Source organism: Halodesulfovibrio sp., from assembly GCF_015482765.1.
GTDB lineage: Bacteria > Desulfobacterota > Desulfovibrionia > Desulfovibrionales > Desulfovibrionaceae > Halodesulfovibrio.
This window is the reverse complement of sequence record NZ_JADMLB010000016.1, coordinates 14,042-25,830: the sequence shown is the minus strand read 5'-3', so window position 1 is coordinate 25,830 and position 11,789 is coordinate 14,042. Positions and strand designations below refer to the sequence as shown.

The window sequence follows — 11,789 nt, the reverse complement described above, 5'->3', positions numbered from 1 at the left end:
GTGTCTCACAATAAATGAAGCGAGGGCGAATATGCGCGATAGAACTCCAGAAAGCGCGCTCAAGGCCTTGCAAGAGGGGAACAAACGGTTCGTTACTAACGAATCTGCACACCCGCGCTCGAGCTATGAGCAAACTATTATGGCTAAGGAGCTTGATCAGAACTACCATGCGATTGCAACAGTTGTTGCCTGTTCTGACTCCCGAGTACCTGTTGAACGTATCTTCGATGTCGGAATAATGGACACGTTTGTTGTCCGTGCTGCCGGTAACGTCATCGGCGTTGAGCAAACAGGTTCTGTAGAATACGGCGTAGGGGTTGTAGAAACTCCTTTATTAGTTATTCTCGGGCATACGAATTGTGGCGCTGTACAAACAACTATTGATAAATTGTATGGTTGCAAAGACGAGCTCACTCCAAGTATTAATGCTATTATTGCAAAGATTAAGCCTGCTGTTGTTAATGTTTTGAATCGCGAAGAAGACTTAAAAGGACAAACGGTTCTTGAGGCTTCTGTTGAACAGAATATTTGGCAGGGACTGCATGACTTATTTATGCAAAGCAAACTTATTCGTGACAAATTCGTCAATGGTGATGTTAAAATTGCCGGCGGTGTTTACGACTTGCATACTGGTTCCGTGCATTGGCTTGATGAGAAGAATGTTACTCAGGTCTTTGCAAATGTTCAGAGTGAGTTGGACAATAACAAAAAATAGCCAGTGTCGTTTGTAGAGAATCAACGAACTCATTTGTTCACACAGCTATTGGATTCTCCAGCGTTGAGTTAGACTTTTTTACAGGGTGTAATTCAGCTTCGACAGTAGATAAATACAACACAAAGTATGATAGGCAATTCATTTTCTGAAATGCTCTGTCAGTAGGTTGCCAAAAAGAAAAAGCCCACATTCTGTGGGCTTTTTTGCGTGTTAGAAAATAAATTACAAAAAAGTTAATTTACAAAGAGAGGGTCTTTGCTCTTTGTTTTCTTATTAAAAACAAAGCATTAAGATCTATTTGTTTTTGTTTGAGAAAAATGAAAGGTGTTTTTCCATTAAAAACTAGTATTCGAAGGTGTTGACTAACCTAAAAGGATAAGGCTAAACAAAATCTACAGAAGAAATGACATTTTTGAATAAAAATTGATTTCTATTAAATTTTCATTTTGTTTATTTGAACAAATTTGTCTGTCTGGATTTTATTAACTTTTGTGGGTGGTACCAAATCAAAAGTTGAACTCTTCTAACATTGCGTTTTAGAGGAGCAGCCTAGTTATTCAGGCAGTCAAAAATTTTATCGGTGCATGTTTGTACTGATGGTAAATCATGCCCATGCAAGGGGCTGAAAGCTAACTCTTCTCGCAACGTAGAGTGAGCCAATGGGGGAGACCGGTGAACCATCACCGGTCTCATTCATTTTTGTTAAAAGTGTGAAGGCGCCATCGGACGGATGATTCCGATGGCGCCTTCACGTGCTCTATATGTCTTAGGCTGACAGAGTCTCTTTGGTGCAGCAACCTTGTGGGTGGTGTTGCTTCAATAGGGATGAACAATTGAAACGTACTGCACGCCTCACAGGACTCTGTAAGCGTAAGAGGGGTCCCTTATGATCCGCAGGCTGTACAGCCGCCGCATGACTTTCTGTCTGCATATGCGACCGCAAGGCCTCCGGTTGATGTTTCACGGTAGAGACTCGGGAGGTCATGACCCGTTTTGGTCATAACTGCCACCACTTCATCAAACGGAATATGATGGGAGCCGTCTGAGAAGAGCGTCATTTCCGCAAGAGAGATTGCGCGTGTTGCTGCGCATGCGTTTCGTTCAATGCAAGGAATTTGAACAAGGCCGTCAACAGGGTCACATGTGAGTCCTAAGTGATGTTCCAACCCCATTTCTGCAGCGTACTCAATCTGTTTGATTGATCCCCCCAGAAGCTGCGTTGCAGCTGCAGCTGCCATGGAGCAGGCAGAACCCACTTCCCCCTGACATCCAACCTCAGCACCGGAAATGGAACCATTGTGTTTGATGACGTTTCCAAAGAGTGCTGCTGTTGCAAGGGCACGAAGGATGTCTGTTTCTGTCGCGTCATGTTGCTCTTGAAGGTAGCGAAGTACGGCCGGAACAATTCCGCATGATCCACATGTAGGTGCCGTTACAATTGTTCCACCACCTGCATTTTCTTCTGAAACTGCCAGCGCATAGGCTGTTACCAGTCCGGTCTGTTGAAGAACTTTTCCGGCAAGTTTACTTTTTTTCAAATAGTTCCATGCTTGACGACGAAGACCGATGGAGCCCGGAAGGACACCTTGATTTGAGAGTCCGTTTTCAATAGATGCGGACATAACTGTCCACACTTCTTTAAGGAAATCCCATATCTCGGGGCCTTCACAATGTTCAACGTATTCCCAGTAGGTGAGCCCTGAGTCTGAACAGTGCTTCATAATAGAAGCCATTGTTGTCAAACCATAGACAGGTGCTGTTGCTTCACCTTGTGTACCGGGTTCGCGTAATGCACCGCCACCGACTGAGTAGACGGTGTAATCCGCGATAACATTTCCATCAGCGTCCAGAGCCTCAAAGAGCATTCCGTTCGGATGGTCAGGAAGCTTGTCCTCCGGGCGCCATACGATCTCTGTCTTTTCATCACCGAGAACTTGCAGAATAGCCCAGTCTGTGAGGTGCCCTTTGCCAGTGGCACCCATACTTTCAAACAGGTGGACTCTGAAGCTTGCAGCATTGGGATGTGCAGCAAGAAAACGCTCTGCGGCAAATTTGGGTCCCATTGTGTGCGAAGAGGAAGGACCAAGACCTATACGGTAAAGTTCTTTGATACTCTGCATATGAAGTTCTCCTTATCCCATAGCAAGGTTTACAAGCCAGAGGGAAACTTCAGGAATGTATGTTGTAATGAGCAGGGTCGGCAGCCATGCAAACAGAATAAGTATGATGGTCGGCTTCAGCATGGTGTTTACCCGTGCGCCGGAGATACGTCCGGAAAGGTAAAGCAGAGGCGCTGTCGGCGGGGTTACGTTACCCATCCCGAGGTTAACACCCATGATGGCTGCAAAGTGAATTGGATCAACACCCAGCTGAGTTACCAGAGGCAATAACAACGGTGTGCCAAGAAGTACGCCGGAAACGTCGTCCATAAGCATACCCATGATAAGCATGAAGACGTTGATCATCATAAGAATGACGTACTTGTTTTCGGAGACAGAGGTTAACACAGCCATTACCTGAGACGGCAGGTCTTCCATAATGTACAGACGGGAAAGAATCATAACCGCAAATGTCATTGCCATAATAACACCGGTGGTTGTGGCAGATTCAATAAGTGTCTTCATAAGGTCACGTGCTTTCAGTCCGCGGTATACGAAAAGTGCTACTGGAATAGCATAAAGAACCGCAGCCGCAGCCGCTTCAGTTGGTGTCATAATACCGCCGTAAATACCGCCGAGGATAATTACAGGCATCATCAGAGCAGGAGAAGCTTTAGCGCCTTTTTTTACGAAAAGCTTACTTGTGGTAACAAAGTCGCCATGGTCTGCAACTTGAATATTTTTGTTGTTACGCAACATGTACAGGTTAACGAGACTAAGAAGCGTAGTAAGAATCACACCCGGAACAAATGCTGCGAGGAAGCAGGCAAGGACGGACTGGTTTCCCATCCATGCGTAAAGAATCATCAGCATGGAAGGCGGAATGAGGATACCGAGTACACCTGAACTTGCGAGGAGCGCCGCAGCATGTCCGGTAGGATAGCCGGCGCGTTTAAGCTTAGGCATCATGATGGAGCCGATGCAGGAAACTGTTGCGGATGAAGAACCGGATACTGCACCGAAAATTGCACAGGTGATAACGCATACAACGCCGAGACCGCCGCGGATGCGACCGGCAATAACGTCTACAACGTCGATAAGTTTGTCACCGATTCCTCCTTTGTCCATAACTCCGCCCGCCATAATAAAGAGCGGAATAGTGAGCAGAACAACGGAGTTCATTTTAGCGAAACCGTAAGGCAGCAAGAAGCTAGGGTCATAGCCGCCTTGAAAAATTAGATATGCAGCAGAACTGAAGAACGCAAACGGAATTGGTACACCGATGAAAAGGGTGAAAACCAGAATGCCGATTGCAATTGCAATTGTGATAGACATTTAAAAATCCCCCGTGCAGCCGAATCGTTCACCTTTAACGTAGGCGATAAGATCCTGTACAAAGTATGTAACGTGGTACAAAGACATGAGAACAAAACCCAGCCCGACAGCAGCTTGAGGAATAAGCATTGGCAGACGGAAAACCGGAGACTTTGGATTCATGACCAGAGCCCATGAAACAAACTGCAGTGCCCAGAACGTGAACAGAAGACAGATGCCGCAGGTTATGGCGTCTTTGAACAGCAGAACTGCGCCACGAGTGCGATCATTTTTTATGTAGCAAGAGAGCAGGTCGGCAGAAATTTGGCTTTTTTCGCGGCTTCCCTGTGCAGCGCCCATAAAGTAGAGCCAGAAAGCCAGCATGGAAATAAGTTCTTCTGAACCGTAGAAGTCAGAGCCGAAAACATATCGGACGACGATGGTGTAGCAGATCATCCCAACAATAATGATGCTGGTAGATGCCATAATGGTTTTTTGGAAAAGTCCAAGTCCTTTCCATGGAATGCTTAGTGCATTTTTCAAAGATGTATTCATCGTAATTATCCCTTGAACTACTCAGAAAAAAGTCGGCGGTGCGGCACGCCGCACCGCCGGGTAAGGTTAGAACTTAGTCGGTATGTCTTAGTTGTTGTAAGAGGCTTTAATACCGTCGAGCAGCTCAGGAGTGAGGTTTTTCTCAAGGCGAGGCCATGCTTTTGCGCGAACATAGTCAGCCATCTGCTCAAGTTCCTGAGTAGTGAACATAATTACTTCAATACCTTCTTCAGCAAGCTTTTTGCGGTACATTTCGTCTTCGCTTTCAGCCATGAGGAAAGAGTTCTGAGATTCGTCACTAAATGCGGATTCGATAATTTTCTGATCTTCTGCAGACATGCCTGCGAAGAGTTTTTTGTTCATTACGTACTGAGTAGACTCAAAGTTTACGTTGTACTGGTAGTAGTGCTTAATTACATCGCGGAAGCCGAGGTAGTTAAGGTTTGGAGGACCGCCGAGCCAGCCGTCAACAACGCCGGTCTGCAATGCGGAGTAGGTATCGGTGTATGGAAGGGAAGAAGTACGGAAACCGAGTTCTTCTGCACCGAATTTGAATACATCAAGACCTGGTACGCGGATCATGAAACCTTTTTCCACGCCGGCTTTGTTTGCATTCTGAAGAGGTTTAACTGTGCCTACACCGATGAAACCTTCACCGTAGTAGCCAAGGAATTTAACGCCGAGAGCGTCATGCATTTTAGCCATTTCTTTCGGCAGGAATGCGTCTTTATCGTATACTTTACGAGCCTGTTCGTAGTCGCGTGCAATAAATGGAAGGAAGCCTACACCGAGACGTGCATCAAACTGATCCGGTACGGTGATGTGTGCGATATCAATAGAACCGCGGATAACTTCTTCGTAAAGCTGGCTTGCATCACCAAGCTGGTTGGCAGGGTAAATTTTAACTTCGATACGGCCGTTGGTTTCTTTCTCAACACGGGCTTTAATGCGTTCAGCAGACTTTTGAGCCATGTGCTCGGTTGGATGCTGGGTAGCAAGTTTGAGAACAACTTTTTCATTTTTCTTTGTTGCTGCCTGATCGTCTCCGCCGGTACATGCGGTAAGACCAAGTGCAGCTGCAAAACAAAGCATAAGTGCAGCAAAACGTTTCATTACAGTAACTCCTAAGATTTGTTGATCTGACTCTGAGTAGCTTCAGAGCCCTCCTCCCTTGCGAGCATCGCTGCTCACGGCTCTCTTATTGCGTAGAGTGTGCCATGTGAAAAAAAATGTTTTTTTCCAGCATGATGCTGCATCTTTGATGTTTTTTGCTCTGAAAAAATGAACAAAAGGATAAAAAAAGTGTTCACAAAAGCGGGATACAATGCGCTTTATGTTCATAAAAACGGGACACAACATGGTGTATGCAAAGTTTTTTTGGTTAACAGCTTGTTTTTAAACAGAAAACATTTTTTATATTCGTCATCGTTTTAGATGAAGGCTTCTCGTTGAGAGGGAGATGAGAAAAAAGAAAATGGAATGAGCACTCAGAGAATTGTTCTGCAAAATTTTTTCTACAGATGCAGAGAGTGCTGCCAATAAAAGGCAGAAGAAGTTTTTAGGGAATGGAGAGGCTGAAGGATAAGTCTGAACTGTGTAATCAAACAATATGTTTCGTAAAAGTGAACATATTGAAACAACAACAGTTCATAAAAAGTGAACAGGACATTATCTGGATATGTCGTGTTCTTTCATCAATACATATAATCTGGTGCGTGAAAGACCGGAAAGTTTGCAGGCTTCTTTGATAGAACCGTTTGCCTGACGAATAAGATTTTCTAGATAGACTTTTTCGATTTGTGCGATGCAGGTTGTGCGGAATGTTTTGAATGACGGGAACTCACCGCTGAAGAGTGAACTGATAACATCGGCAGGAACTGGTTCAAGAATGCTTGAGTCGTCCTTTTTCAGTTCAGGTGCTGCGTGCTCAGAAGGGCGCAGCATCTTGCCTGCTGCACGGGCACGAATGTCTACAGGCAGGTGTTCCGGATAAAGTGTTGGTTCACCTTTTGCACGCATAATAGTACGTTCAAGTGTCTGTACAAGCTCACGAACATTGCCCGGCCATTCATAATGCATGAGGGGGGCAAGAAGCTCTTTAGAGAGTTGTTTGGGAGAGGTGTTGTACTTTGTGCAAAGACGGGCTGTATGGAATTCTGCTAATGCAGGAACATCTTCAAGCCTGTTACGCAACGGGGGAATTTCCATTGAGCATGACTTCAGTCGATAATAGAGGTCGGTGCGGAATGTGCCTTCTTCACACATTTTTTCAAGATTTCTATTTGTAGCTGCAACGAGGCGAAAGTTACTTGTTTTTTCAGAGGTTGATCCGATCGGGCGGTATCGTTTTTCTTGCAAAACACGTAAAAATGCAGATTGAGTTGGAAGGGGGAGTTCACCGACTTCGTCGAGGAAAAGAGTGCCGCCGTCAGCTTGTTCGATAACACCTTTTTGGGATGTGGTCGCACCTGTGAAAGAGCCTTTAATGTGGCCGAAGAGTTCACCTTCTACAAGGTTTTCCGGAATAGACGCACAGTCGAGCACAACAAAAGGCCCTTCAGCACGGTTGCTGTTTTCATGAACTGTGCGGGCAACAACCTCTTTTCCTGTTCCTGTTTCACCAGTGATGAGGACACTTGCGTCACCTGTTGCTGCTACAGAAAGGTTTTCAAGAACAGAGTGAAGAGCGGGACTGTCTCCGATAAGAGAGTCTCGTTTTATGATACGTTCAGACCATTCTTTGTTGCGTTCTCTAAACTTAAGGGCGCGTTCCATGGAGAATGTAATCTGTTTGAGGCTGCTGCCTTTTTCAATGTAGTCCCAAGCGCCGTTTTGAATCGCAAGTTCTGCACCGTCCGGATCTCCCGCGCCGGTTATTATGATGACGTCGGGTTGTCCTTTTGAAGAACGGATACGGGGAAGTGCTGTTAAGCCGCTGCCATCTGGAAGGCGAACATCCAGAAAAACAAGGTCGAAGGATGCTGTTTCCAAAATGGAAAGACCATCAGTAAGGTTACTGGCGGTTGCAGGCATATACCCGTTGTCTTCTGCCAGTTGTGATATGATGGTGGAAATGTTCGGGTCATCATCTATTATCAGAATACGAAACATCACGGCTCCAGCTGTTCTCAAGTGGTGTGCATCGCTTTGGTGATGCAAAAACATATGGAAGTGGAAGATACTCTACGTATGTTTGCAAATACCATATGTACCCCGCAAGGGCAGATTTTAGTAAACGAGGCGACTCTATTAATCAAGCGATTCAAATATAATACGGTATTAGTAGTAAATGGACAAAAATGAAGAATATAAAAAAACAGGTTTTGATTCAGAACACTCTGTAGATCTTTAGTATGCAGTATTACCAACCTTTATACAAAATATATTGTTATGATCAGTAAGCTATTTTCTTCTTTGCGGAAGTCCAATCCGGTGTATCTTGTACTGTTTTTGTTGCTTGTTTTGTGCGCAACACTTCCTGTCTATTTGTATTTTTATGAGAATACACGTTTGACAGATCCTTTGTCAGACTCAGAGAGGGAATGGCTTGCAAAGCTGGATCGCCCAATTGTTTTGGCTGTAACGCCGGATACCCGCCCACTTGAATTTGTGGATGCTCAGGGTGAGTACCACGGCATGGTTGCTGACTATATGCATCGGGTTGCTGATGATCTTAATATAGAATTTAAGGTGGTGGAGCCTGCAAATATGCAGGAGCTGCTCCGACTGGCCGAACAGCGAAAGGTTGATGTTATTGCCGCATTTGCCGGAAACCCTGCTAATACAGATTTCATGCTCTTTACCAACCCGTACCTTGAGTTATCGACTGCAATTTTAGCAAACAGGAGTGAAAAAGAACCCCTGACGCTCTCTGTTATGAGTGAAAAGGAAATGGATCTCGCTTTACCCAAGGGCTACGACGTTCTTTCGTATGTTGAAAAATTTTATCCCAACCTCCATGTTCAGACTACGTATAACTATTTAGCTGCACTCTTACATGTTTCATTTAATGAAATTGATGCCACAATTATCTCTTTACCTCAGGCCAGTTATTTTATTGAAGATAAAGGGATTACGAATTTACGTGTTGCCGGTTACACAGATTACCGCCTGTATTACAGGATGGGAGTTCGCTCAGATATGCCCGTCTTTGCAGATATTTTACAGAAAGCATTGGACAGCATTACCCCTGTGGAACGTGAACGGATTCTAAAACGCTGGGTGCATTTGCAGCAGGATTATCTTTCTGCACTCTTTTCCAGCAGGTTCATTTGGTACATTGTTGTCAGTGTAGCTTCTTTTACCCTGCTTGCATTTGTCGCAATTATCTTTTGGAACAGAACGCTCAGGCAGCGTGTTAATGAGCGAACTCGAGAGCTGAAACGCGAATTGCAGGATAGAACGCGCTTTCTGGCTGCTCTTGATCAAGCTGAAGATGGAATATTTATTTTAGATACCGATGGTATTCTTGAATATGTGAATGCCTCTTTGCTGCATCTTACCCAATATACAGAAGAAGAAATGTTGGGAAGGCACATTTCCATGCTGCGGGGGAAGGCACATCCGCAGGAATTTTTTGAAGATTTGTGGAGAGTTTTGCGTAGTGGAGGTGTTTGGCGTGGAGAAACTGTTTACGTAAAGAAAAGTGGTGAAGAGATTTCGGCGGAAGTTACTGCAACACCGGTTTTTGATGATACCGGAAAGCTCATCAACATAGTGGAGCTTATTCGTGATGTGACAGAGCAGCGTAAGATGGAAGAGCATCTTAAGCAGAGTCAGAAGCTGGAGGAACTAGGCACGTTGGCAGGGGGGATTGCTCACGACTTCAATAATATTATTGCGGCAATTTCTGGATATGCAGAACTTGCACTCCCTGCTGTAGAAAAGGGGAGCCGTGTTCAAGTGAACCTTGAGCGGATTCAGCAGGTTGCGGAACGTGCTCGGGCTATGGTGCATCAGATTCTTGTGTTCTCCCGACGGAGAAAACCGGAGAAAGTGCTTGTTGATGTTTCTGCGATGGCAGAAGAGGTGTTGCAGCTTTTACGGTCTTCGTTACCTTCCACTATTGCCATAAAAAGTGAACTTTCCGATGGCTGTACGGTAATGGCTGATGCAAGCCAATTACATCAGGTTGTTATGAACCTCGGTACTAATGCTGGGTATGCTATGCGCACTAATGGCGGAATGTTAACCTTGCGAACCCGCAGTACACAGCTTGATGTTGAAAAGGCGAAGCTCACCGGGTTGCCATCTGGCAAGTACATATCGCTTACCGTAGAAGATACAGGGGAAGGAATTTCTGCACAGAATGTCCGGCGAATTTTTGATCCGTTTTTTACAACAAAACCAAAAGGGGAAGGCACTGGCATGGGGCTTTCCATGGTTCATGGTATTGTTACGAGTATGCGCGGTCATATTGCGGTGGAGAGCAGTGAGGGTATGGGCACACGCTTTACTATTTTGCTTCCCTACAGCAGTGGTGAACAAGAAGGAACTTCCTTTAACACTGCGCCGATTACACGCGGCGAAGGGCGGATTATGCTTGTTGATGATGAGCAGGATCTTGTAACCGTCTATTCTTCTGCATTGCGGGATTTAGGGTATGAAGTAGAGACGTTCGATGACCCTTCAAAAGCATTGGACGCTTTTCGAAATGCACCGCACCAGTATGACTTACTGGTAACTGATCAGACTATGCCTAAACTTACCGGTGATAAACTTGCCGCGGCTGTCCATGTATTGCGTCCAGACGTTCCAATAATTCTTTGCTCCGGTTATTCTGATGCTATTGACTCTATAAGCGAAGGTGAAGGCGGTATACGAAGCGTTTTGCTTAAGCCTTTCGAATTGAAAGAGCTCGCCCGCACTGTCCAGATTCTTCTACGACGTTCATCGTAACTTTCGTGAAAGGAGATAAAGGGATCGCGCGTTAGAATTTCCTGTGATACTCTTTTTAGTAAGAGTAATAAGCTAGGCGGAAGCAGGAGCAAAGATGCATACACTTGTTTTTGATGTATACGGAACCCTTGTTGATACTTCAGGCGTTGAGACACTGCTTGAACATAAACTTGGTGAACGCACTGCGCAGTTTTCTAAGCAGTGGCGGAATAAACAGCTGGAGTACTCGTTTCGTATGGGGTTGATGCGTTGGTATCAGCCGTTTTCTCAATGTACTCGTTATGCCTTTGAGTATACATGCGAAGAATTTGGTGTTTCTTTTTCGGACAATGAAAAAGAGGCGCTTTTTCTTCGTTACCTTTCTTTACCGGCTTTTGCAGATGCAGCAGAAGCTCTCCCTAAATTCGCTGAAACCGATGCAGCATGTTTTGCCTTTAGCAACGGCGTAAAGGATGATGTTGAATCTGTATTAACATATGCAGGTGTTCGGCCGTATTTGCAGGATGTCATTAGTGTTGACGCCGTGAAGGTGTTTAAACCGTCACGGATTGCCTACATGTACATGGTTGAGCAGATCGGGCGCTGGCGTGCGAAAGATCGTGATGCGGATGGACGTGGCGAAGTACCCCATGATGCTTTGTTTGAGTCTGCTCCATCGAAGTGTTTACATTATGTAGAAGCAGGAATGGATGATGCTGATGACGATCGTTTGTTGCTACAGCCGGAGCTTGAAACTGTATGGCTTATTTCTTCAAATCCATTTGATGTAATAGGAGCGCGTGTAGCCGGACTGCAAGCAGTTTGGATTCGTCGTTCCTCAGCAAGTATTTTTGATCCGTGGGGCGTTGAGCCGACGTTTACGGTCGAGACACTGACAGAACTTTTTGACGTGTTGCGATGTCGGAATGTTATTCTCCCAATATAAACACACAGTAAAAAGGGATTACACATGGTTGAACGATTAGCTGATAAACTGGATGCGCGCAGGAATGAGTTTAAGAAAATGGCACCGCAGGCAGCACAGGATGTAATGAGTCGATCTGCGGAGAACCTGAAAGCCTCTGATATTCTTGATGGAGCAAAAAAAGCGGGTGATGTTGCTCCTGATTTTGTGTTGAAAAATGTGCAGGGAGAGGCTGTCAGCTTTGAAGCATTGCGAAAAGAACATCGAGTTGTGATTTGTTTTTATCGCGGTGGATGGTGACCGT

At 45.2% G+C, this 11,789-nt stretch carries 9 protein-coding genes; 4 read left to right on the top strand and 5 right to left on the bottom strand.

Going from position 1 to position 11,789, the window contains the following annotated elements; all coding sequences use genetic code 11:
• Positions 1-31: 31 nt before the first annotated feature.
• Entirely contained in the window at positions 32-715 is a 684-nt protein-coding gene (locus tag QZY95_RS02400) for a carbonic anhydrase (RefSeq protein ID WP_290918925.1), read from the top strand.
• Positions 716-1,599: 884 nt separating this feature from the next.
• On the opposite strand, the gene QZY95_RS02395 is transcribed toward QZY95_RS02400, so the two are convergent.
• The 5 genes from QZY95_RS02395 to QZY95_RS02375 form a co-directional block, all read right to left on the bottom strand.
• On the bottom strand, positions 1,600-2,835 hold the full coding sequence (locus tag QZY95_RS02395; protein WP_290918923.1) for an L-serine ammonia-lyase: 1,236 nt from the start codon (positions 2,833-2,835) through the stop codon (positions 1,600-1,602).
• 12 nt (positions 2,836-2,847) lie between these two features.
• The gene (locus QZY95_RS02390) at positions 2,848-4,149 is read right to left on the bottom strand and encodes a TRAP transporter large permease (RefSeq protein WP_290918920.1); all 1,302 of its coding nucleotides are present in this window, start codon (positions 4,147-4,149) and stop codon (positions 2,848-2,850) included.
• Positions 4,150-4,683 (bottom strand): TRAP transporter small permease, encoded by a 534-nt coding sequence (locus QZY95_RS02385; protein ID WP_290918916.1) that lies wholly within the window; start codon positions 4,681-4,683, stop codon positions 4,150-4,152.
• 87 nt (positions 4,684-4,770) lie between these two features.
• Positions 4,771-5,796, bottom strand: a complete 1,026-nt coding sequence (dctP, locus tag QZY95_RS02380; RefSeq protein WP_290918913.1) for a TRAP transporter substrate-binding protein DctP — start codon at positions 5,794-5,796, stop codon at positions 4,771-4,773.
• A gap of 555 nt (positions 5,797-6,351) precedes the next feature.
• Positions 6,352-7,794: a sigma-54 dependent transcriptional regulator gene (locus tag QZY95_RS02375; RefSeq protein WP_290918911.1), complete on the bottom strand. Its 1,443-nt coding sequence runs from the start codon at positions 7,792-7,794 to the stop codon at positions 6,352-6,354.
• A gap of 399 nt (positions 7,795-8,193) precedes the next feature.
• Between QZY95_RS02375 and QZY95_RS02370 the strand changes: the two genes are divergently transcribed.
• The 3 genes from QZY95_RS02370 to QZY95_RS16610 all read left to right on the top strand — a co-directional run bounded on the left by QZY95_RS02370 (position 8,194) and on the right by QZY95_RS16610 (position 11,785).
• Positions 8,194-10,581, top strand: coding sequence for a transporter substrate-binding domain-containing protein (locus tag QZY95_RS02370; protein WP_290918908.1), 2,388 nt, complete (start codon positions 8,194-8,196; stop codon positions 10,579-10,581).
• A gap of 94 nt (positions 10,582-10,675) precedes the next feature.
• A complete protein-coding gene (locus QZY95_RS02365) occupies positions 10,676-11,506 on the top strand; it encodes a haloacid dehalogenase type II (RefSeq protein WP_290918905.1) in 831 nt (276 codons plus the stop codon).
• Positions 11,507-11,530: 24 nt separating this feature from the next.
• Positions 11,531-11,785, top strand: coding sequence for a hypothetical protein (locus QZY95_RS16610; protein WP_365970699.1), 255 nt, complete (start codon positions 11,531-11,533; stop codon positions 11,783-11,785).
• Positions 11,786-11,789 lie beyond the last annotated feature (4 nt).

Excerpts from the sequence above, each read along its gene's own strand:
- QZY95_RS02400 (WP_290918925.1), top strand. The coding sequence starts at position 32 with ATGCGCGATAGAACTCCAGAAAGCGCGCTCAAGGCCTTGCAAGAGGGG.
- QZY95_RS02395 (WP_290918923.1), bottom strand. The coding sequence starts at position 2,835 with ATGCAGAGTATCAAAGAACTTTACCGTATAGGTCTTGGTCCTTCCTCT.
- QZY95_RS02390 (WP_290918920.1), bottom strand. The coding sequence starts at position 4,149 with ATGTCTATCACAATTGCAATTGCAATCGGCATTCTGGTTTTCACCCTT.
- QZY95_RS02385 (WP_290918916.1), bottom strand. The coding sequence starts at position 4,683 with ATGAATACATCTTTGAAAAATGCACTAAGCATTCCATGGAAAGGACTT.
- dctP (WP_290918913.1), bottom strand. The coding sequence starts at position 5,796 with ATGAAACGTTTTGCTGCACTTATGCTTTGTTTTGCAGCTGCACTTGGT.
- QZY95_RS02375 (WP_290918911.1), bottom strand. The coding sequence starts at position 7,794 with ATGTTTCGTATTCTGATAATAGATGATGACCCGAACATTTCCACCATC.
- QZY95_RS02365 (WP_290918905.1), top strand. The coding sequence starts at position 10,676 with ATGCATACACTTGTTTTTGATGTATACGGAACCCTTGTTGATACTTCA.
- QZY95_RS16610 (WP_365970699.1), top strand. The coding sequence starts at position 11,531 with ATGGTTGAACGATTAGCTGATAAACTGGATGCGCGCAGGAATGAGTTT.